Below are 22,219 nucleotides of genomic sequence, written 5' to 3' on the forward strand. Positions count from 1 at the left end.
TTTTTGAACCATCTCGGGAAAAGTGATTACTTTTCCCAGATTAGTACACGTACGGGTGTTGGATTGTAAGCATTACAGGGGTTGTTTAATTGCGGACAATTACTGATCAACGCTGTCGTGCGGCATTCTGCTTTCATTTCAACGTAACGATTCGGACCTGATACTCCGTCAGCGAATGTGAGGCCACCCTCTGGCGTAACGGGGACATTCATAAAGAAGTTAATGTTCGGTGCTAAATCGCGCTTCGTATAATTGCCGTTGTATTTTGCCATTTGCAGCATGAACGTATCACGACAATTGTGCATTGGTAGCTTGTCATGTGCGTAACGAACGGTATTACTTTGAGCTGAGCACGCCCCGCCTAATGTGTCATGGCGACCACAAGTATCAGCAACAATCGTCATTAATGGCTTACCAGATTCTGCTCTAAGGACAGAGCCTGTTGATAGATAGATATTTTGTTGCCCGGAAATGGTAGCAACTGCACTATAGTGGTCATCCGGGTTCTCGGCATCAAAAAATAACGTGTCAGCTGCTTGATTTCCCTCTAAATCTTCTATTCTAAGTACTTCGCCTGGCTCTAATTCACGCATCCAGCCATCTCCCGCTTGAATGACCTCACTGTAAATCGCTTCTTCTACTTTGCGCTCACTTTCAACTCGATTAAAAACTGCCATATGATCTCCTCCTTTATTTCACTAATGTTTCGTATTCCCATGTATTTTCAAAAGCACGACGGTTTTCAGGGCGGAAATTTATACAATAATCCTCATCTGTAACTTCATCTGCATCTAGCACCTCAATATTGATCGGAACAGAAGGATACGATGTTCTTGGATCTAGTGGGTTTGGTGTATTTGATAACACAAAAAGCAAATCCATCTCCGTTCTCAATGTTACCGTTGCTCCTTTTTGACAATGGTCAAGTACATAATTCATGTCCCCCGCTTCGTCACAAAACACTTTGGAAAATAGATTCAAGTTTGGAACTAAGTCTCTCTTTCCCAATCCGTTTCGCACAAGTTCGACTAAAAAGTTTTCTTGCCCGCTGCGGTGCCACTCATTGTGCAACTCCTGATACGTTGTTTTTCCATATTTCGCATCTGTCAATTCCCTCGTTGTGTAACCAGAGATGGAATCATGCCAGCCAAGTGTATCATCCACAATACTTGCAATCGCACGTCCGTTGTCACTCATTAGGACATGCCCTGTCGTTAAATGAGCTGTATGTTGTGCCTTTAAGGTATCCGGCATATTGTAGCGCTCGCTTAAATCATTCGGATTATAGAGCAGCATAGAAAGATTTGCCCCTCCCTCAAGTGCTGTAAATCGAACTTGTTTCCCTTTACTAATCACGCCAGACCATTTTCCTCCTGCAGGAATCGTTTTATTCCAGTTCATTTCCGTTACCTCCCTATTTGTAAATGGTAATAAAAAAAGGATAAAAGCGTTGGGAGACGTCTCCCAGGCTTTTATCCTTCCGTGTAATACAGAGTATCTGTACCGCTCTCTCTCGGACCAGGCTTGATGATTCATCAACGGAACCCTAGAAAGCTTTTTCGTCCTCAACGCTTTGTGAGAACCTTTATTCGATTAACTTAATTGGAAGTATAAAGAATAATCAAACCGACAACAAGAAGTTTGTAAGAAAACATGACAATATTTCCTCAAATGTGAAAAATCTTAATTGCTCGAAAAGTGTGTCAGGTTATATTACACACTTGTTGCACTATTCACCCATTTCAAACAAGAATTAACAACATAATCTTTTTCAAACGCCGGCGAACCAAAATTAGTATTGTAGGAAAATTTAGAGGTGAGTAGTTAACACCAAAAGGAGCTGTTAGAGAGTGAGTAAAGAAACAGATTTAAAGAGAACGTTGACCTTATTTCAAGTTGTCATACTTGGTCTTGCGTGGAATACCCCTATGATTTATTTTTCTGTTTTTGGAGTTGCCTACGAGGGCTCGAGCGGTTTTTTAACTCCCGCTTACGCAGTAGCAGTCCTAGCTGTACTATTTACAGGAGCGAGTTATGCTGTTATGGCGAAAAAACTACCGATTTCAGGCTCAGCCTATACGTTTGTCAAAAAAACAATGAACCCAAAGCTTGGTTTTATTGTCGGTTGGATTTTACTATTTAACTACCTTTTTGCCCCAATTATTGCTTGCATTACATTTGGAATTTTCCTAAATGCCCAATTCCCACAAGTACCTCCATATGCTTGGATTATCGGATTAACAATCCTTCTAGCCCTAATTAGCATTTTAGGCGTAAATTCTTCAGCGAACATTAGTAGCTTCTTCGTTCTATTACAAATTATCTTTATTGTCGTTTTCTGTGGCTTTATGATTAAAGGTTTGGTTAACGGTACAGGAAGCGGAACACTTTTATCAATAAACCCCTTCATCAATAGCGACATGTCCCTCTCCATTGTTTTAGCAGGTGCATCAATTGTCATCTTCTCATTTTTAGGGTTTGATACGATGACGACTTTATCGGAAGAAACCATCAATCCAAAGAAAACGATCCCGCGTGCCATCTTTATTATGATTGGAATCGTCGGTATTCTACACGTTACCACATCTTATTTTATACAATTAATTGTTCCAAACTTTACGTTTCAAAACCAAGACTCAGCAGCTTTAGAATTAGTCAATTTTGTTGGCGGGAGTCTGTTAGGTTCAATTTTTATTACTGTTCTCATCGCAGCGATTTTTACGCAAGGTTTAGCTTCAGTAACAGCAGTCTCAAGACTTTTGTACGTTATGGGGCGTGATACTATGCTTCCGAAAAAGTTTTTCGGCTATGTTCACCCTAAATACAAAACACCTGTGCTAAACATTATCTTTTCATCTGTCATCACGTTATCAGCGATTTTTATCTCAATTGATGCAGCCCTTCGTTTTGTTAATTTTGGTGCACTAACAGCTTTCTTCTTTGTTAACCTCTGTGTCATCACTATGTATTTTAAGAACAAAAAGCAGAGTAGCCGCTCCGTTAAAGGAGTAGTGATTAACCTAATTTCACCACTTGTTGGCGCAGCCTTTATTGCTTGGCTCCTATTCTTATTAGACCTTCCTACGTTAATCGGCGGATTCATCTGGGTTGCGCTCGGCTTAATCTACCTTGGGTTCTTAACGAAAGGATTTAAACAAACGTTACCACAATCAGGAAGAGAACAATTTGATGTCGTAGAAGAGAAAAAAGCCATTTGATTTTTTGTTATACAGAAAATTATCCTGATATAAATAGAAGTCACTGAAATAGGGTGGTTTTCCGTTTCCAGTGGGCTATAAAAACAGGAAGAAATATCAGAGCATTTCTTCCTGTCATTTATTTCCCCCCCTGAAAAGAGTGCACTTTGCACTCCTAATTATTATGTTATTTAATGTTTTCTCCCGTATAACTGAACCCGTTCCTTTTCAGTGCTTTTAGGATGCCCTATATTTTATCCTATTTTTCTTTAAATACGTCCTCTTTAAATCCACCTTTTGGTAAGTCAATGTCTTTACCGCGATATTCATCGATTTCGCCATCAACGGTTCCTTCTACATACATATCTTTCACCTGTTCATGAGTCATCGCAAGCCCTTGTTCAGTTTCTTCTGAACTGTTATAGTCCGTAACTTGAAAGTTATTCTCAGCTACTGTATTAGCGTCATGTTGCGTTAGCTTTTTTTTCATTTCGGCACTCCTTTGTTTATTAATTTTCCGCTTTCTTATTTTGACCAAATATTCGTGTTCTATTTGTTTGTTTTCCATTTCACTCTTTATTTTAATATGTATACTTTTTGGGGATTTTTAGATACTAATGATATATCGCTTTCTTTTTGGGGGATCACTTATGAAAAGAATACCAGTTGGAAGCATCATTTTGTTTATTGCAGCCTTATTATGGGCATTTCTTTCTTTCACAGGAATCGGAAATTGGTCTACAAGGGTATATATGTCATTGTTCTTCCTCTTCCTCATTATCGGTGTGATTAACTGGCGTATGACGGACAGAGCAAATTCAGATTAGAAAACAAGGGGTGCATTAAAAGGCTTAAGCCTTCTGATGCACCCCTTTCAACCGTTTCAGTTAAAAAAGACGATTTCCTTCAAACCTCACTTTTTCACCCTTATAGCTTTTTTCACGTTTTATTGAGTTAAAACATAGTTCTTACTTATTAAACAAACGTTTATTTAACTAGGTTGGGTTGTTTCATACACAATTTTTACTCTCACTCGTAAGGGAAAATGGAAAGAGTTTCATGTAGAATTTTTATTTGTTCGTACACTATAACGAAAGCAAGGTCACACTTTCTACTTGAGCTGTCCACGGAAACATATCTACTGGTTGAATGTTACGGACGCGGTACCCTTTTTTCCGTAAACGTTCAACGTCCTTCGCTAACGTTGATGGATTACATGACACGTAAACAATTCGCTTTGGCTTTACTTCAATTAATGTTTGTAGTAGCCCTTCGTCACAACCTGTTCGAGGAGGGTCAACGACGACAACGTCTGGTTTCCAGCCATTCCTTACCCATAACGGAAGCCAATATTCTGCTTTCCCAACTTCATAAGTCATGTGGGTAAACCCATGGTCCGTTGCGTTTCTTCTAGCATCAATAATCGAATCTTCAATAACATCCATTCCACGCACTTCACCAGCTCGATCTGCTAACCAAAGACCAATGGTTCCAACACCACAATACGCATCAACTACGTTTTCATTCCCATTAAGGTCAGCCGCTCTTTTGACCTCATTATATAGATGAACCGTTTGCAAAGGATTTAATTGAAAAAATGCCCTAGCTGATAATCGGAAAGAAACATCACCTAATGTTTCTTGGATGACCTCTTCTCCTTCAAGATGAATCGTTTCGTCTCCGAAAATTAAAGATGTCCTTTCTCCATTTACATTTTGTAGGATCGACGTCACCTCAGGAAGCCTCGTTCTTATTTCCGAAACAATGGCGTTCAAACGAGGAATTTCCGCCCTCGTCGTAACTAAAACGATTTGGGTTTGACCCGTTTCAAATCCTACCCGGGTCACAATAGTACGAATATCCCCAGTATGCTTGCGCTCGTTATAAATTGATACGTTTAAATCTTCAAGAATTTGCTTCACAACAGCTGTCACACTCGTTGTCGTTCGGTGCTGGACCATGCATTCTGATAAATCTATCAGTTTATGAGAATTCATTGCGTAAAGGCCAGCCAACACCTTTTCACCTTTTTTAGCGACTTGTAATTGACTTTTATTGCGGTAGTACCAAGGATCCTCCATACCTAATGTATCCTTTAGTTTTAGTTTATTGACATCGAGCTGTGTGTGACGTTCAAAGGCTTGCTTCACTATATCTCGTTTTTCACGCAATGTCGCTTGATATTCCATATGCTGCAGCTGACAGCCACCGCATTGCTCATATACCGGACAGGGTGGTTTGACTCGCTCTTTAGATGCTTTGCGGATTTTCAATATTTTTGCTTCTGAAAAACGTGGATTTGTTTTAGTCACTTCTGCTACAACTTCTTCATTCGGAAGTGCCCCTGGAACGAAGACTACTTTTCGTTTAAAATAACCAACACCTTCACCGTTTATGCCAAGCCTTTTTATTGTTAAAGGAATTTTTTGGCCAGTCTGAATGGATACCGCTTCGTTCTTTCCCTCATTTTTCTTGTCTTTTTTCACAATTTTCAACTCCGTCCATTTTTTTGCGTACCTATTATAGCATGATCCTGCTATTCTTCCTAAACTTACTAGCCCTTTCAATCGATATCTTCTGATAAAATGGGAAAAGGAAATGATCAGTGAGGAGAGATAATTTTGTCTATACCAACAGATGTTGCATCATTACAAATTATGGCCCATGTTTACAAGAAGGAAAGTCTTCAATCAATTTTTAATAAGACGGTTGAAAGTCTAGTGTCTACCGTCCCTTATATTGATTGGGCTGGTATTTATATGTACGAGAATCTTGATCATAAGCTAGTGGCCGCTTCGGACCTTGAGGACGATTTAAGATGGGAATGCAATGGAGAATTAAAGTTCCCAATTAAAAGCTCATCAGAGAAAGAAATTGGTATGCTGATTGTCCGCAGTCGTCAACCAATTGCCTTTGATGTAACGGATGTAAGTACACTTGAAACCATTGCTGAAGCAATCGGACAAGAAAGTTTTGCAAATTAACCTATACTTACTTTTCAAGGGAGTGCCCCAAAAGGTTTGAAATCTTTTGGGGCACCTTTTTTCATTAAGGGAAAGGCAGTTTTTCCATTTCCTTTTGAAGCATTAAATCGTCTAAGCTCTTAAATTCATAGCCAAGCTTTCTTGCATCATCAATAACTCGCGGTAATGCTTCAGCATTATCACTTGAAACTGAATGGATGAGCAGAATCGCTCCTGGATGAATTCGTTTCATGATTTGGTCATAAGCATATTGGCCTCCCTTTTGCTTATCGATTTCCCAATCTTTGTAAGCCATTGACCAAAACACATTCGTATAACCAAGCTTATGAGAAAGTGCTAAAGAGCGTTCACTAAATTGCCCTCTTGGCGGTCGCAAATAGTTCATTTCTTTCACGCCCGTAAGTTCGGTAAATTTAGCTTTTACTTTGTTTAATTCCTCCATCAATCGGCCATCCCCTACTTCAGGCAAACTAGGATGATGCCAAGAGTGGTTCCCAACAATATGTCCCTCAGCAACCATTCGTTTAACTAAATCTTCCGCATCATTTAAATAATGACCGGTCACAAAGAAGGCAGCCGGGACTTGTTTTTCTTTTAAAACATCAAGAACCTCTTTCGTATAACCATTCTCATACCCATTGTCGAAAGTTAGAAATAACTCTTTTTTTGATGTGTCTCCAATAAAAAACCCTCCATTGTTTTCTAGCAATTCAATGAAGTGTGGTTCTGTCGTTACAGGTTTATTATCTTTTGCTGGTTTAAAGCTCCAGTTATATGTTTTATTTTCGTATGCATGTGCATATCCTGATAAACAACTTATAACGAAAAGAAGAAGTACTGAAGCGAGGACCGTTGTTTTTCTAAGCATTGATATCATTCTCCCTCATATGTTTTTTCTTAGTTTGTCACATAAAAAAATCGTTTATGTATTGTTGAAAAGAAAAGACAATGATAAAGAAAAAGGCTGTGCCACAGGTTTTTATAACCTTGTAGTACAGCCTTGATGCAATGTAGCGAACAGAGCGTACGCTTTAACAGCACTTAATTAGCTTTTTGGATTAGCCTTTATCGTTTATTTAAATACAGGCTCTTTAAATTCCGCCAACTTCTCAAGAGAAGATTTATCTACATCTGCGTGCAAACTATTGCCATGGGAATCCATAGTAACAATTGCCGCAAAGCCTTCCACTTCAAGATGCCACATCGCTTCTGGAATACCAAATTCCATTAAGTCAACGCCTTTAACTGCTTTAATACAATCTGCGTAATATTGCGCTGCTCCACCGATTGCATTAAGATAAACACCGCCATGCTCTTGAAGAGCTTTTAACGTTTTCGGTCCCATGCCACCTTTACCCATTACTGCACGAATACCAAACTTCTTCATAATATCACCTTGATACGGCTCCTCACGAATACTCGTAGTCGGACCTGCAGCTTTCACATGCCAATTGCCTTGGTCGTCTTTTAACATAACCGGACCACAGTGATAAATAATTTGACCATTTAAATCAATCGGTGCATCATGCTCCATTAAATGGTGATGAATCGCATCACGGCCTGTGTGCATCATTCCATTGATGATAACAACATCACCGACCTTCAGCTCACGAATTTGTTCCTCTGTAACCGGTGCCTCGAGAACAACTTCACGCACATTTTTCTTTTCAGCCGCTGCTGCTACTTCCTCAGTAGTGTCATTTAAATCAATGCGTTCACCATCTTTGTAAAGCCACTCTTTAATATCACCCGATTGTTGATCAAGAACAACCCCAAGACGACGGTAAGCCCAGCAATTATAGGCAACGGAGACAAAGAAGCTTGCTGGTAAGCGGTTCATTGCTCCTACTTTACAGCCTAATAATGTCGCTTCACCACCAAAGCCCATCGTACCTATACCAAGCTTATTTGCATTTTCCATTACATAATCTTCGAGCTTTTTTAAGTCTTCATTTGGATTTACATCATCAACTGTTCTGAATAATTGTTCTTTTGCAAGTGAGTAGCTTGTTGTACGGTCTCCACCGATACCAACTCCAATAAACCCTGCGCTACACCCTTGTCCTTGCGCCTGGTAAACAGAGTGCATAATACATTTACGAATCCCATCAAGGTCTCGACCTGCACGTCCTAACCCTTCAAGTTCAGCTGGAAGACTATATTGAATGTTTTTATTTTCACAGCCGCCACCTTTTAAAATAAGTCGAACATCAATCACATCTTCTTCCCACTGTGAGAAGTGAATAACAGGTGTACCTTCTCCAAGGTTATTCCCACTATTTTGACCAGTTAATGAATCAACTGAGTTCGGACGTAGCTTTCCGTCCTTTGTTGCTTGTTCCATAGCAGCATATATAGCTTTTTTTATTTTAATTTGATTGACACCAACAGGCGTTTTGATTTCAAACGTTGGCATTCCCGTATCCTGACAGATCGGTGATACCTTTTCATCAGCCATCTGTATGTTTTCTGAAATTGTCGAGAGTGATAGCGCTGCACGAGTTCCCGCATTTTCTTTTTCTTTGGCAGCCGCTATAGCACGACGGACATCATTTGGTAAATTCGTAGATGTTTCGACAATAAGTTGATAAATGCTTTCTTGTAACTTCTCCACTTCTCACATCTCCCTTTTCATTTCAGCTTTTTCTCTCTCCAATCTATTATACTGCTAGTCTAAACATTCCGAAAGGCTTTAAACAAAGGTTCACTCATATTTTGAAAACGGATTCAATACTTATTAAAGTTTTAACGTAAAGAATGGTGAAAAGCGGATTACTTTTCACCATTTCCTTTATAGCAAACCACACTTCTTTCCTTCATCTGTCGTCATATCTAAATGATTATTCCGGTTAACATAATGAATCAACGGTTTATTACTAGAGCTAGGCCATTCAATATGAGTAATGCTTGTATTTCCAATTTGAAATGGTCGATGCAGCTCCTCCCATCGTTCCCCAAACATCAAATACATGAGAAAGATACTAATGAGCCCACCGTGTGACACAATAGCAACATGATGTCTACGATGTGCAAGCATAAGCTGTTCAACAATTGATTTACATCGTGCTGTTAATTGTTCAGTGCTTTCCGTCCCCTTAACACCCGATGTTAAGATCGATTTTTCTTTTACTTCAGGGTACGAACTAAAAATCTCTTCACGGGTTTTGCCCTGAAATGGACCGAGATTTACTTCTCTTACCTTCTCCCACTTATGAACCGTCATGTTTTTTCGTTTTGCAATTGCACATGCACTATCATATGCCCGTGATAGGTCACTACTATAAATAAAGTCTAGTTGAACATTTTGAAAATAAAGTCCTAGCTTTTCTATTTGTAAAGTTCCCGCTTCTGATAAAGGGAACTCAGAACATCCTTGAATTTTCCCTAGCTTATTGCCCATTGACTCACCGTGGCGAATTAAATAAAGGTTCATATTCTCCTCCCTATTCAGCCCAATCATGACGAAATTGCTTACACTTTAATTCAATGTCGTCTAACATCGCCAATAATCGATCAATTTCTTCGACACCAGCTTCCTCCGGATCAATCGATTCAAGTACTGTCATAACCATATCTAAACGTCCTTGCAAATATTTCATTTGATTTTTTTTATCATGAATGGGTCCGCCCAATATACTCGCTCCTTTTTATTTCAAGCTACAATCGTTTAAAGTTTATCAAATTCAACCTGTTATCTCAATAAACTCCCTCGACTATTTATTCCTATTTTTAACGTAAGCATCATTCGCTTAATAAGCTTTTGTAACTAGCCTTTTTGCGTTATGATGATAAAGGCACCCTTTTGATTAAGGAGAGCGATTATTAATGGTACATACAACATTGCCTCAAATCACACCTTCCCATAATCCGCGGGAAGCTTATGAGAATATCAAAACATTTGGAGAGCTATCTATATGTTAAAGGTTCAAGTAGCATTATCTGTACTTATTCTCAGGTAAGAGGTATTAGAAATAAGATAGGAGTAATTGAAATGACTGAATTAAGAACCAAACTCAAAAGCACACCTCAGAATGATGCTTGGGAGGCTTACTTAGATATAGATAAATATGGAAAAACAACTCTTTCTAGCATAGAGTTTACTACCACAAACCTCTGTAATATGAGATGCAGACATTGTGCTGTAGGACATACTCTTTCACATAAAGACCCTAAAGCACTTCCATTAGAGTTATTACTGCAAAGATTAGAGGAAGTACCTACCCTGCGAACAATGAGCATCACAGGGGGAGAACCCATGATGTCCTTAAAGTCAGTAGAAAATTATGTATTACCTTTATTGAAATATGCTCATGAGAGAGGAATGTACACTCAGATAAACTCTAACTTAACCTTAGATTTAGATAGATACAGGCTAATAGCACCCTACTTAGATGTATTACATATCTCACATAACTGGGGTACAGAGGATGAGTTTATAGACACTGGCTTTGCTATGATGGAAAGAAAGCCCACTAGGGAACAAAGAAAAGCACTATTTGACAAGATGATTGTTAATTCTAAGGCTTTATCTGAAATGGGAGTGTTAGTATCTGCTGAAACAATGATTAATATGAATACACTACCCCACTTAGAAAAAATTCATAAGCAGGTAGTTGAGGAAATGGGCTGTAAAAGACATGAAATTCACCCTATGTATGATAGTGGATTTGTTGGTATGACTGAGCCCACGAAGATGCAAGATGTTAAATATAGCATGTATCCAAGTGACTTTGCTAGTCAGTTAGAGGTGGCAAGCCTAGAGGAGATTAGAGAGGGGATTCATCGTCTGTTAGATACACGAAACCCTGAAACATGGATGCTATTTGGAACTCTCCCTTTTTATCCATGTAGCTCTGAAGAAGAAGATCTCATTTTACAAAAGCGTTTATACTCCGAAAAAAATGTCACCGTCCGAAATGATCCGGATGGTCGGTCACGGTTAAATGTCAACATTTTCGATGGAAATATTATTGTTACTGATTTTGGTGATACGCCACTATTAGGAAATATTCAAACAACCAAATTAGAGGATGCCTATCATACTTGGCAAGCATCCTCAACAGCAAAATCATTATCTTGCCATTGTCCTAGTGTGAAATGTCTTGGACCAAATGTTCTCGTTAAAGACACATATTATCGGGATATCGATTTTTCAACACGTAAAAGCAAGCTGTAATATATAGGGCACTGAAAAAAGGGTGGGTTTCCCTTTTTTCAGTGTCCTTTAAGTAATGTGCGTAGCCGTTGCCCGATTTTGAAAGCCTTGCTACGAGTGGTTTTTTCGTAGCAAGGCGTGCAACGTGCGAAGCCATTACTTCTTCTTTGAGTTACTTAAGAAGGTTTTTCAGTGGCCTCCTCATAGAGCTGGGCTTTAAGAGGGTACTGAAAAAGGTCAAAAACCACCCTTTTTCAATGCCCTCTTCTGTTATTTTGGTTGGTTTGAGGATATGAATGAGAAGGATAAGTGGTCTTGGACTGGTATCCAAGCTCCGATTCCTTGTTTAGTCACGTTTTTGACTTCAAGCTTTCGTTTTCCGCCTTTAAATGTCAAGTATACTTCCCCGTACGTGACCTTCCCTTTTTCATTAACCGCTGGAACAAAGCTGTGTAAGTAACCAAGTTGTTTTGTTGGAATGTTATACGTTTGCCCTTTTTTCGTACCTTGTCCGATGACCGTTTCAAATGCTAAAGGGACATTAATTTGTTCTGCAGCCTTGATCATCATCATCTTTTTAACTGCATCACTGTTAGGGATTTTAGCAGTTAAACCACCAACAACCTTCTTTTGTTGTTCCTGTGTATAAGTCAGTTTTTGAGGGGTATTTCCTCCACGGTTGTCAATAAAATTAGTATTTACTTTTTTGAATTGCCAATTAACATCAGTACCTTCAGAGTGATAGGCTAATGGCCATTCACCTAGATAAACCGAAGCGCGAAACCCGATAGCTAGCTTATTATTATTTATTGTGGATTCATTAAAAATACGGATTAAATCAGGATTCTCAATGCTTACATCAGTACTATCTAATAATTCTTGGGCTAACGTACTTGGTTGTAAATAAGGAAGATCCTGTGTTGGATTTGTATACGTATTTTCCTTTGCTATATTTAAGACAGAGTCAGGAATTTCCAAGCCTTTTTCTTCTTTTTTACCTTCTTCAGCGAAAACCGATAATGATGTAGACATAACAAAAAGCACTACGAGTGCTGCGATGAGTCGTTTCATCGAGAATTCCTCCTTGGAAACTTTATGCTGTTACAAAATAGTGTGAACGGAAACAAAAAAAATATCCACTCACACCGTGTCAATAATTGGAAATGCAAACTTTCCAGCATTAGTCATCTTTCGCGGCAGCCGTTTCTCCTCGTGTCATTTCGTCAACCTTCTCGCTTTCATTTCGCCAATTTCCGAGGAAATAATAACATGTAGCTATAAAACTACTTATAACAAAGCTCGTTCCCATCCCTAGTGCAATGCCTATTTCACCAAATGAGCTTGCGAAAAGAAATGTTAATGGAAATCGTAAAAGCCAAAAGGAAATAATATTTAGAACGAGCACTTGAACCATTGCACCAGACGCTCGTACAATTCCATTAAGAACAAAGTTAATTCCTAAAAAAGGATAGAAAAACGCAATTGTTTTAATATAAAGTGTCCCAAATTCTATCGTCGAGCGCTCTTGAACAAACATTGTCACGAGCCATTCTGCACTTATAAAAATTAATGTACTTATTGAAATGGATACGAGTAAAATTAAAATGATTCCTTGCTTTTCGATATCATGAACTCTTTGCCACAGCCGTGCTCCAATATTTTGTCCTGCCATGCTATTAACAGCCGACCCTAGTGTTAAAGCCGGTAGCATGATTAAACTATCTAATCTCTGGGCAGCTGCGAAACCTGCGACAGCGTCCTCTCCAAAGCTTGTAACAACAGACATAATCGCCAGAATACCTGCTGATATCGCCATCATAGATAAGCCTGATGGCAAACCCATTTTAAGTAAAACTAAAAAGTATCTTTTTTCTGGCAAAGTAGGTGTGGAAAACGGAACACCCGCTTTATAGATCGAATAAAATAAACCGTATAAAAACGCAATTGCTTGAGATAAAATCGTGGCATAAGCTGCACCGTTAATTCCTAGGCCGAACGAGTGAATAAAGATTGGATCGAGAATCGTGTTTAGTAACACAGCGACGGTAATAAACCGAATCGGGGTTTTACTATCTCCCAACGCTCTCAAAACCGTTCCGATAAAGTTATATCCAAATAAAAACAAGATACCAATAAAATTTATTCGTAAATACGTTTTTGCCATAGGGAATATTTCAGCTGGAGTCCCCATTGCTTTTAATATCATTCCTGAGAATAAAAAACCTACAAGCCCTAATAATATGGCTAGACCACCAAGCACAAAAACAAAAGCATTCAAAGAGTCCTTCAACCCTTTTTCATCATTCGCCCCTCTTCTTTGTGAAAGAACTGTGAGTGTTGCCCCATTTACCCCAATAATAAAAGACAAAATTGTAAAAATAACCGTACCAGAAATGGCGACTGCTCCTAATCCTGTTGCCCCAATTAAATTCCCTACCCACAGTGAGTCGATTAACTGGTATGACGTTTGCAATAAATTACTTAAAAAAATCGGCCAAGCATAAATGAACATTTTCTTGGCAATATTCCCCTCCGTAAAATCAAGTTGATTGTTCTTCATAGCTTTCCTCTCTTTTTTCCCTAGCCATTATTTCATTTCAAACGTCTCGGTAACCCTTATACTATTATTCACACTTTGCACAATAGGACAGTGCTTTTTTGCTAATTTTAGTATTTTTTCTAATGTATGCTCCTCTACATTTGCCCCTACTAAAATAAAGTGAAGATGAATATCCGTTATTTCGCGAGCACCTATTTCCTTTCTTTTTGTTTTAACATCAATATAAATATGTTCAAAGTCAATCCGTTTCTTATCTAAGATTGTTCTAAAAAGTCCTCCACTACACGTCGCAACAGATGATACAAAAAGTTGAAAAGGACGGTATCCACTCTCAACGTTACTTGAAATGTGAAGATCGCCATATTCAGTTTCTGTATAAAATCCAGTCTCGGTCATATTAAATCTCATGTTCATTTTTATTACCCCTTTTTCATTTTAACAAGCATTTCCGTACAAGTCATCGCAACGAAAAAAAGAGGTGACCACCGAAAGTGGTCACCTCTAATTCACTACACCTTTCAAGCTTTCTTATTCAGTCAACAATATGGGGCCGAATCGATTTTTGTTTTTCGGAGACACCTCATTTCAGTCTTGCTATTCACAATCTTGAAATTACCTGTGCGCTGTCCAATGTAATCACCTCAATCGAAGTTCTTACAACACCAACAAAAATCTTCTTGCCTATTGCATGTTGAACAACCACCTGACTAGTGTTAGTGAGTGAGAAGCTTGTTGCTTCTCGTTTATTACTATGGCTAATTACTGTTTAGCTTATTCATCAATTTCGATGTTTTTTAAATCCCTTACTTCCTTAGCCGCTTCTTTTGTGACTTTGACAAGCTCCTCTGAACTATCCTTTAAGTGTTTTACCGTAGATGTTAGCTGTTTAATATCATCAGAAATTCCTTGAACAACATTAGAGACTTCCGATGTTGTCATTTTTACTTGATTAAAAATATCTTCGCGATTTTCCCGAATAAAGGTAATAACCTCAGCAGATTGATGTTTAAATTCACTTGCTTCTTCTATTAGTTTCGAACGCCACTCTTTCTTTAATAAAAGCGCAGCAACAGTAACAGCTCCCCCTATCCATATCCCCTTACAAAGCGAGCGACATGCTTTCCTTTCCATATGTATGTCCTCCTTTTGAACATTCTTAATCCTATTTTACCAAGTTTTTTTGAAAAAAAGAAAGAGATCGCCTTTTATAGGATTCCTCATTCCTTTTGGCGACCTCTACTATGTGGATATATTTATCACTAATTATAAGCTTGAATCAGGAAATCATCTGTTTCAAGCGGCTCGAAACCATCACGATTTGCCTTTTTCAATTCATCTAATTCCACTGATAAGCGATTTATTTTCTCTTGTAAGTCTTCGATCTTCTTTTTTTCTGAAACCGTCATTCCCTTCTCTCCTCTCATAAACCCCTTTTAGTACAGGTGTTCTACGTTGAACACCCGCTCAATTTTATACCAAAAAAAATTTATTTGTTTTAACTGTTAGAAATATTCTAACAAATAGACAGGTTTTTTGTAAACCCCAAAATTCGGCAAGCTTACCCACAATTAATCCACAACAACTGTGGGTAAACACTACTTCTCTGTGGATATATGTTGTTATAACGGTTACATCATGTGGATAAAACCACAATTATTCTGTTTATAATGTTAATAAGTGTGTTGAACACTTATATATGTCTATATTTTAATGTGGATAACTAATTTTCATTGTCCTCTATAATTCTTTCCAGCTGGTTTAATAATATTCCTTCATATTGATTCAAGTTTAACACCATTTGAATGACTTGACTGACAGTGGAATCGGTTGTCTGACTTTTGAAGTTCGATAAGATTCTTTTTCGATTCTCTACACGTACTTGCTGACTTTTAATACCGTGTATATAGGATTCTGGCTTTTGAAAAATGTTTTGGTCCACTTGAGGCTGTGAATGATACATCTGCATATATAAGCTTCTAAGTATATCATACTGTTGTCTACGACTACGAAGAACCTGTCTAATTAGATAACGCTCCTGATCTGTTTGTGCTAAAACGGACAAGAAATCAAGAGTAAGCACATCAAAGCTTTCGGTTTTCATTAAATCTTCAATTGTTGCTTTGTCAATCTCACGCTGCATAAAATGATACATCATTGTATAGTTGCACCTCCACCAAGCCATTCGTTATTTCAATTTATGTTTTGATCTCAGTTAATAGAATCACTTCAGCTTGCCTTAATTTTATATACAACATTTACTAAAAACGAATAGAATTTCTATTGTTAACAAACAGTAAAAGCATGGATATATTGGTACGATTTATAGCGAAGGGAAGAATGATGAATGGATAATGTTTTATTAGCTCGGATGCTTTTTGGCTCATCAATGGCCTTCCATATTATTTTTGCAACTCTAGGTGTCGGGATAACGTTGATGATCTTATTAGCGGAAATCATGAGAGTCATTCGAAAAGATGAGGAGTATGGGCTTCTAGCTAAACGTTGGACGAAAGGAGTAGCTATATTACTCGGTGTCGCAATCCCTTCAGGTACGATTGTTGGTGTAATGTTAACATTACTATGGCCTGGCTACATGGAAATTGTCGGTCAGGTTATTGCCCTTCCATTTCAAGTTGAAATATTCGCGTTCTTTTTAGAAGCTTTGTTTCTTTCCATTTACGTGTATGCCGCCGACCGACTATCTTCTACAATGAGAATCATTAGTGTCTTTTTTGTCGCACTAGGAGCAACTGCTTCTGCCGTTCTAATTACCGATGCCCATGCCTGGATGAATACCCCTAGAGGATTCGATTATATAAACGGACAAGTCAGTAACGTCAGACCACTTGAGGCTGTATTTAACCCGAGTGTATTCGTTACCTCACTTCATGTCGTTAGTAGCGCCTATTTAACAGGAGCTTTTGTACTAGCTGCGGTTGCTGCTTTTAAATTATACAAAGGTGGTCTAGAGCAAAGAGAATCCTCTTATTACAGAAAAGGGTTAATGCTTTCACTTGCGGTTGCGTTATTGATGACACTTTATACGTCAATTAACGGTCATGATACAGCGGTGATGCTACATGAAGAAATCCCAATAAAACTCGCTGCTGCAGAAGGACTCTTTGAAACACAAAGTAATGCACCACTCGCGATAATGGGAACCCCTGACCCGGAAGCCGGTCGAGTCGTAGGGGGAATTGAAATTCCAGGGATGCTAAGTTGGATTGCGACAGGGACGACAGAAGGCGTCATCCAAGGTCTATATGACTTTCCTCGTGAAGAGTGGCCTCCACTCTATGTCCATACATTATTCAATATTATGGTTGGGATCGGTATGCTTTTATTAGCAATTGCCGCACTTAGTTGGTTTATTTGGTTTATTAGAAGAAAAAAAGAGACAATCTTTCCAAAATGGCTGCTCGCCTCTCTCGTTGCTTCAGGACCTTTAGCGATGATCGGCATTGAAACGGGATGGATTTTTAGTTGTACCGGAAGACAGCCTTGGACTATCCACGGAATCCAATTAACATCAGAAGCAGCAACACAGTCGGGTAATCTAGGAATGCTTCTGTTCCTGTTTATGGCGCTTTATCTTGTCTTACTCGTCATAACAGCCTTAGTTATGCATTTCTATTTTCAACGCAATCCAGTTTCAAAAGAGTTGCAAATGCTACCTTCTTAAAGACGTTCTCAAGAAAGGATTTAAAAATGGAAGATGTTTATATCGCGATCATTATACTTTGGGCTTTTTTATTTATTTACGCAATTGCAGGGTCGATTGACTTTGGTGCCGGTTTTTGGGCGATGTATTATCGTAAACGTACGGATACGAAAGCCGCTAGCGTCGCTAATCGTTATCTCTCACCTTCTTGGGAGGTTACAAATGTTTTTCTCGTATTACTCGTTGTTGCGTTAGTTGGTTTTTTCCCAGGTGCAGCCTCTTCATTAGGAACGTTAATGATTGTGCCATTTTGTCTAGTTCTCTTTTTACTAACGATACGTAGCGCATTTATGGTTTACTCGTATTCCGTTCAAAAATACACGAATATGCTCGTAATCATCTCTGGCATAACGGGTTTACTCATTCCTGCTTTACTCGTTAGTATTTTACCAGCTGCTATCGGAGGATTTATTGAGACCGTTGGTAATCGGCAATATGTGCTTATTGACCAATTGTTTACGAGCCCAACCTTTTATACACATTTAGGGTTTGGACTTAGTACAGAATTATTTTTGTCCTCTCTTCTATTAAGTGATTATGCGAGGGAAGCAAATTCCGAGGAAACATATAGAGTCTATCGTCGAAACGCGATTATTCTCGGTCCGATCACTCTTTCGTTTGCAGTAGCGGCTATTATGACATTGATTCCAGAAGCTTTTTGGATGTTCGAGAATATGGTTAACGAGTGGCTTTGGTTTTCTTTATCCCTTTTTGCTTTTGCCATTGGTTATAGCGCACTATGGTGGCCTTCTAAAAAGACAACAGTTGGCCACCCGCGTATAGCAGTCTTATTTATAGCCTTACAATTTGGTTTGGCAAGCTTTGCGTATGGTTCAGCCCATATGCCTTACTTCCTTTATCCAAATGTAACCATTTATGATGCATTTACAAATGAAGTCATGTTCCATTCTCTACTCATTGGGTACGGTGTTGGTATGGCCGTTCTCGTGCCAATTTTCTTTTGGTTCTGGCGATTATTTATGAAAGATAAACGCTACTTAAAGCAGGAGGAATCTCCTCATTAACGTAGGAGGCTGTGCCAAAAGGTTGTTTTTAACCTTTTGGCACAGCCTTTGATGAGCCAGGCCCTATACTGCTAAATAGCGGCTAACTTCTTCTTCCACTAATTCTTCTCCTTCATATACAACTCGACCTTTATCGATAATATAGAAGTAATCTGCTACACTTTGAGCAAAGTCAAAGCTTTGTTCGATTAGCAAAATCGAAGTATCTTTTTTGTTTTGCTTAATGTCTTTTATTACGTTCTGAATATCTGCAACGATATTTGGTTGAATTCCCTCAGTTGGTTCATCGAACAATAAAAACTTAGGATCAGATACAAGCGCTCTCGCAATTGCTAATTGCTGCTGCTGCCCTCCACTTAAATCTCCCCCACGTCTATCTTTCATCTCTTTTAAAACAGGGAAGTAATCATAAATAACAGGGTCAACATGACGTTTCTTATCATTTCTAGCTTCTAGACCGATTAAAATATTCTCATATACTGTTAAATGACTAAAAATTTCTCTTCCTTGAGGAACATAGCCAAACCCTTTTTTGGCACGGTGCGTCGGATTCTTTTTCGTTATCTCTTCATCTTCATATATAATTTGACCATTCTTACTCGTTAACACACCCATTATCGCCTTCATTAATGTCGTTTTACCAACACCATTACGCCCCATTAAACAAACAACTTGCCCCGGCTTAACCGTCATTGATACATCACGAATAACCGTACTTTCATCGTACGCTACTTCAACCTGTTTTAATTGCAGCATTTTTATCCTCACCCTTACGTCCAAGATACACTTCCATTACTCGTTCGTTAGTCTGGACTTCTTCCATCGTCCCATCACATAGTAACTGACCACCATGCATAACTGTTACCTTTTCTGAATACTTCCTAACAAAGTCCATGTCATGCTCAACGACAATAATGGCGCATTGCTCTTTTAATTTTAAAAGTAGCTCTCCTGTCTTTTCTTCCTCTTCTTCTGTCATTCCGGCAATCGGCTCATCTAACATTAGTAAATCCGGTTTTTGCATCATAACCATCCCGATTTCAAGCCATTGCTTCTGCCCATGCGACAAGAGGCGTGCATCATTATCTTTCTGTTCCATTAATCCAATAAGACCTAGCATCTCAAGAATTTCTGTTTCTTCCTCTTGCTTCGGCCTTGCTTTAAGAATACTGAACAATCGTTTATCCTGCTTCATTGCCAACTCGAGGTTTTCCCATACGCTCAAGTTCCCAAAAATAGAAGGGGCTTGGAATTTACGACCTACCCCTTTACGGACAATTTCAAATTCCTTTAGTTTTGATAAATTATCCTTTTCTTTTAACGTAATAGTACCTTTACTATTTTTGGTCTTACCACAAACAACATCTAAAAAGGTTGTTTTCCCAGCTCCATTTGGTCCAATAAGAAAGTGAAGCTCTCCATCGGTTATTCGGAAGGAAAAGTCACTTATTGCATAAAAAGCCCCAAAATTCACTGAGATCCCATTAGCTTGTAGGATGATTGACTTCTTGCTTTCGGACGACTGTACTTTGCTCATTTCCTCCACCCCTTCTCTTCAGCTTTTCAAATAAACTCATTAAACCACCAGGTAAAAAGACAACGACAATGACAAATACAGCCCCTAAGAAGTAAAGCCAAATATCGGGATACGATTCACTAAATAGTGTTTTTGCAGTATTCGTTATAATCGCTCCTATCACTGGTCCAATTAATGTACCACGCCCACCAATAGCAACCCACAGAATCATTTCAATAGAAGGTACAATTCCCATCATTGTTGGTGAAATAATTCCGACTTGCATCACAAACAGCATACCTGCTAAACCTGCAATCCCAGCTGAGATAGCAAAAATAAACACTTTGAACATTGACGTATCATAACCCGAGAAACGAAGGCGGTTTTCTCCATCTCGAATCGCAATTAGCGCTTTACCAAAACGGCTATTCGTTAACTTGTAGCAAAAGAAGAATACTCCGACAAGAATTCCAATTGAAATATAGTAAATTACTTTTTGCGTTGAAGGGTTTGATAATGAATAGCCAAAAATCGTTGTAAAATTCGTTAATCCATTCGTACCACCTGTAACATTTTGCTGACTTACAATTAATGTTGTCGTTACAATTACTAACGCTTGCGTTAAAATTGTAAAATAGACATCTTTAATTCGATTTCTAAATGTAAAGAACCCGAGAATTGTCGCTAAAAACATCGGAACCATGATTCCCGCCAATATGGCAATGAGCGGATTTTGTAGAACAACCCAAAACCACGGTAATTCCATAATGCCATTCCACATCATAAAATCAGGTACCCCAGGTGACGCCTCCATTTTTAAATAAATCGCCATGATATACGCACCTAAACCAAAGAAAATCCCATGACCGAGACTTAATACTCCCGTGTACCCCCAAAGTAAGTCAAGACCAATGACCAATATCGCAAATGCTATATAACGACCTAATAGATTAATGCGGAAATCCGATAACAATAATGGCATTGCGATTAAAATTAATACTAAGACGATAAACAACCACTTTCGATCCATAAGATAGTTTGCAACTGAAAATTTCATCATGCTCCTCCTTTCTCCCTAATCGAGCGATCTTGTTCTTAATGAGAACATCCCTGCCGGACGCCATTGCAAGAATAAAACGATCAGTGCAAAGATTAATACTTTCCCCATTGAAGCATTTGTCCAATATTCAAACACTGTATTTAATACACCGATTCCCATTGCTCCAGCAACTGTACCTATTAACATACCGACTCCACCGACAACAACAACCATAAATGCATCTACGATATAATACGTGCCAATTGTAGGTCCAATTGGTCCGATTAACGTTAAGGCTGCACCGGCAACCCCTGCAATTCCCGAACCAATCGCAAACGTCGTCATATCGACTCGGCGTGAAGAAATCCCAACACACATTGCCATTTCACGATTTTGCATAACAGCACGAATCTTTCTACCACTATTTGTTTTGTATAAATAGACAGCCAGGCTAACAAAACATAAACTAACAAGGGAGATAATGAAAATACGAGTATAAGGTAATGTCATCCCCGCTATTTGCATTCCACCTTTTAAAAATGACGGGCTTTCAACACCGACGTTAGGGGCTCCAAAAATTGAACGAGCCGTTTGCTGTAATATTAAGCCGACCCCAAATGTTGCTAGTAAGCTATCAAGTGCTCTGCCGTACAAATGTCGAATAACGACATACTCCAATAACATCCCGATTAATGCCGCAACAATAAACGAAAACGGGATCGCTAAAATGAAATACAAATCAAATAGATGTGGTGGTATATAATTCGAAAAAATTTGTTGAACGACATACGTTGCATACGCACCAATCATAATCAGCTCACCGTGGGCCATATTGATTACTTTCATTAATCCAAATGTTATTGCCAACCCAAGAGCAATTAATAATAGAATGGACCCCAAGCTTATTCCATTAAAAGCTTGCATTATTATCCCTTCCATACGTTTCACATCCTTCACCTAATAGTGGCTCGCTATTGCGCCCCACCCTTATTATTTAAATATTTTGAATAAGAGAGGCGGCA

At 38.6% G+C, this 22,219-nt stretch carries 24 protein-coding genes and 1 riboswitch; of the genes, 6 read left to right on the forward strand and 18 right to left on the reverse strand.

All coding sequences use genetic code 11. The annotated features are described in order from the left end of the window. Positions 1 to 26: 26 nt before the first annotated feature. Both B1R93_RS07010 and B1R93_RS07015 read right to left on the reverse strand, forming a co-directional pair. Positions 27 to 677, reverse strand: a complete 651-nt coding sequence (locus B1R93_RS07010) for an urea amidolyase associated protein UAAP2 (RefSeq protein ID WP_088103179.1) — start codon at positions 675 to 677, stop codon at positions 27 to 29. Between the two features lie 13 nt (positions 678 to 690). Continuing rightward, positions 691 to 1,401: an urea amidolyase associated protein UAAP1 gene (locus B1R93_RS07015; RefSeq protein WP_088103180.1), complete on the reverse strand. Its 711-nt coding sequence runs from the start codon at positions 1,399 to 1,401 to the stop codon at positions 691 to 693. 58 nt (positions 1,402 to 1,459) lie between these two features. Beyond that, a riboswitch (guanidine-I (ykkC/yxkD leader) is annotated at positions 1,460 to 1,561 on the reverse strand. 289 nt (positions 1,562 to 1,850) lie between these two features. Between B1R93_RS07015 and B1R93_RS07020 the strand changes: the two genes are divergently transcribed. Next, positions 1,851 to 3,218 (forward strand): APC family permease, encoded by a 1,368-nt coding sequence (locus B1R93_RS07020; protein ID WP_088103181.1) that lies wholly within the window; start codon positions 1,851 to 1,853, stop codon positions 3,216 to 3,218. A gap of 238 nt (positions 3,219 to 3,456) precedes the next feature. On the opposite strand, the gene B1R93_RS07025 is transcribed toward B1R93_RS07020, so the two are convergent. Then, positions 3,457 to 3,687: a YozQ family protein gene (locus B1R93_RS07025; RefSeq protein ID WP_088103182.1), complete on the reverse strand. Its 231-nt coding sequence runs from the start codon at positions 3,685 to 3,687 to the stop codon at positions 3,457 to 3,459. 160 nt (positions 3,688 to 3,847) lie between these two features. On the opposite strand from B1R93_RS07025, the gene B1R93_RS22695 reads away from it, so the two are divergent. Next, positions 3,848 to 4,024, forward strand: a complete 177-nt coding sequence (locus tag B1R93_RS22695; RefSeq protein ID WP_133058616.1) for a DUF1328 domain-containing protein — start codon at positions 3,848 to 3,850, stop codon at positions 4,022 to 4,024. Between the two features lie 258 nt (positions 4,025 to 4,282). Here the strand turns inward: B1R93_RS22695 and rlmD are convergent, their stop codons facing one another. After that, on the reverse strand, positions 4,283 to 5,686 hold the full coding sequence (rlmD, locus tag B1R93_RS07030) for a 23S rRNA (uracil(1939)-C(5))-methyltransferase RlmD (RefSeq protein WP_088103434.1): 1,404 nt from the start codon (positions 5,684 to 5,686) through the stop codon (positions 4,283 to 4,285). Positions 5,687 to 5,818: 132 nt separating this feature from the next. Between rlmD and B1R93_RS07035 the strand changes: the two genes are divergently transcribed. Then, the gene (locus tag B1R93_RS07035; protein ID WP_088103183.1) at positions 5,819 to 6,181 is read left to right on the forward strand and encodes a GAF domain-containing protein; all 363 of its coding nucleotides are present in this window, start codon (positions 5,819 to 5,821) and stop codon (positions 6,179 to 6,181) included. Between the two features lie 64 nt (positions 6,182 to 6,245). Here the strand turns inward: B1R93_RS07035 and pdaA are convergent, their stop codons facing one another. The 4 genes from pdaA to B1R93_RS07055 all read right to left on the reverse strand — a co-directional run bounded on the left by pdaA (position 6,246) and on the right by B1R93_RS07055 (position 9,813). Further along, complete coding sequence (gene pdaA, locus B1R93_RS07040) at positions 6,246 to 7,049, reverse strand: delta-lactam-biosynthetic de-N-acetylase (protein ID WP_088103184.1); 804 nt, start codon at positions 7,047 to 7,049, stop codon at positions 6,246 to 6,248. Between the two features lie 204 nt (positions 7,050 to 7,253). Next, positions 7,254 to 8,795 carry a fumarate hydratase gene (locus tag B1R93_RS07045; RefSeq protein WP_088103185.1) on the reverse strand — a complete coding sequence of 514 codons (1,542 nt, stop codon included), beginning with the start codon at positions 8,793 to 8,795 and terminating at the stop codon, positions 7,254 to 7,256. 177 nt (positions 8,796 to 8,972) lie between these two features. Then, entirely contained in the window at positions 8,973 to 9,614 is a 642-nt protein-coding gene (locus B1R93_RS07050; RefSeq protein WP_088103186.1) for a histidine phosphatase family protein, read from the reverse strand. Positions 9,615 to 9,624: 10 nt separating this feature from the next. Beyond that, positions 9,625 to 9,813 carry an SE1561 family protein gene (locus B1R93_RS07055; RefSeq protein ID WP_088103187.1) on the reverse strand — a complete coding sequence of 63 codons (189 nt, stop codon included), beginning with the start codon at positions 9,811 to 9,813 and terminating at the stop codon, positions 9,625 to 9,627. 359 nt (positions 9,814 to 10,172) lie between these two features. Here B1R93_RS07055 and yfkAB point away from each other — a divergent pair, with 359 nt between their 5' ends. Further along, entirely contained in the window at positions 10,173 to 11,357 is a 1,185-nt protein-coding gene (yfkAB, locus tag B1R93_RS07060; protein WP_088103188.1) for a radical SAM/CxCxxxxC motif protein YfkAB, read from the forward strand. Positions 11,358 to 11,606: 249 nt separating this feature from the next. On the opposite strand, the gene B1R93_RS07065 is transcribed toward yfkAB, so the two are convergent. The 6 genes from B1R93_RS07065 to B1R93_RS07085 form a co-directional block, all read right to left on the reverse strand. After that, positions 11,607 to 12,407 (reverse strand): YfkD famly protein, encoded by an 801-nt coding sequence (locus B1R93_RS07065; protein WP_088103189.1) that lies wholly within the window; start codon positions 12,405 to 12,407, stop codon positions 11,607 to 11,609. 109 nt (positions 12,408 to 12,516) lie between these two features. Further along, entirely contained in the window at positions 12,517 to 13,896 is a 1,380-nt protein-coding gene (locus B1R93_RS07070; protein ID WP_088103190.1) for an MATE family efflux transporter, read from the reverse strand. A gap of 27 nt (positions 13,897 to 13,923) precedes the next feature. Next, positions 13,924 to 14,310 (reverse strand): OsmC family protein, encoded by a 387-nt coding sequence (locus B1R93_RS07075; protein WP_245308206.1) that lies wholly within the window; start codon positions 14,308 to 14,310, stop codon positions 13,924 to 13,926. 357 nt (positions 14,311 to 14,667) lie between these two features. Then, complete coding sequence (locus B1R93_RS07080; RefSeq protein ID WP_088103191.1) at positions 14,668 to 15,027, reverse strand: YtxH domain-containing protein; 360 nt, start codon at positions 15,025 to 15,027, stop codon at positions 14,668 to 14,670. Between the two features lie 128 nt (positions 15,028 to 15,155). Beyond that, positions 15,156 to 15,302 carry a hypothetical protein gene (locus tag B1R93_RS22940; protein WP_165763748.1) on the reverse strand — a complete coding sequence of 49 codons (147 nt, stop codon included), beginning with the start codon at positions 15,300 to 15,302 and terminating at the stop codon, positions 15,156 to 15,158. Between the two features lie 314 nt (positions 15,303 to 15,616). Then, complete coding sequence (locus tag B1R93_RS07085) at positions 15,617 to 16,051, reverse strand: hypothetical protein (RefSeq protein WP_088103192.1); 435 nt, start codon at positions 16,049 to 16,051, stop codon at positions 15,617 to 15,619. 189 nt (positions 16,052 to 16,240) lie between these two features. Between B1R93_RS07085 and B1R93_RS07090 the strand changes: the two genes are divergently transcribed. Both B1R93_RS07090 and B1R93_RS07095 read left to right on the forward strand, forming a co-directional pair. Further along, a complete protein-coding gene (locus B1R93_RS07090; protein WP_088103193.1) occupies positions 16,241 to 17,578 on the forward strand; it encodes a cytochrome ubiquinol oxidase subunit I in 1,338 nt (445 codons plus the stop codon). Between the two features lie 26 nt (positions 17,579 to 17,604). Continuing rightward, positions 17,605 to 18,642, forward strand: a complete 1,038-nt coding sequence (locus tag B1R93_RS07095; protein ID WP_088103194.1) for a cytochrome d ubiquinol oxidase subunit II — start codon at positions 17,605 to 17,607, stop codon at positions 18,640 to 18,642. Between the two features lie 63 nt (positions 18,643 to 18,705). Here B1R93_RS07095 and urtE read toward each other — a convergent pair whose 3' ends face one another. The 4 genes from urtE to urtB are packed head-to-tail and all read right to left on the reverse strand — an operon-like array spanning position 18,706 to position 22,136. After that, positions 18,706 to 19,398: an urea ABC transporter ATP-binding subunit UrtE gene (gene urtE / locus B1R93_RS07100; protein ID WP_088103195.1), complete on the reverse strand. Its 693-nt coding sequence runs from the start codon at positions 19,396 to 19,398 to the stop codon at positions 18,706 to 18,708. Beyond that, complete coding sequence (gene urtD, locus B1R93_RS07105) at positions 19,376 to 20,179, reverse strand: urea ABC transporter ATP-binding protein UrtD (protein ID WP_088103196.1); 804 nt, start codon at positions 20,177 to 20,179, stop codon at positions 19,376 to 19,378. The genes urtE and urtD overlap by 23 nt, the downstream gene beginning before the upstream one ends. Then, on the reverse strand, positions 20,127 to 21,218 hold the full coding sequence (urtC, locus tag B1R93_RS07110; protein ID WP_425348926.1) for an urea ABC transporter permease subunit UrtC: 1,092 nt from the start codon (positions 21,216 to 21,218) through the stop codon (positions 20,127 to 20,129). Before urtC ends, urtD begins: the two co-directional genes overlap by 53 nt. Before the next feature lie 15 nt (positions 21,219 to 21,233). After that, positions 21,234 to 22,136 carry an urea ABC transporter permease subunit UrtB gene (urtB, locus tag B1R93_RS07115; RefSeq protein WP_088103198.1) on the reverse strand — a complete coding sequence of 301 codons (903 nt, stop codon included), beginning with the start codon at positions 22,134 to 22,136 and terminating at the stop codon, positions 21,234 to 21,236. Positions 22,137 to 22,219: the final 83 nt, after the last annotated feature.

The sequence above is a fragment of the Halalkalibacter urbisdiaboli genome, from assembly GCF_002156385.1.
In the GTDB taxonomy this organism is placed as follows: Bacteria; Bacillota; Bacilli; order Bacillales; family Bacillaceae_D; genus Halalkalibacter_A; species Halalkalibacter_A urbisdiaboli.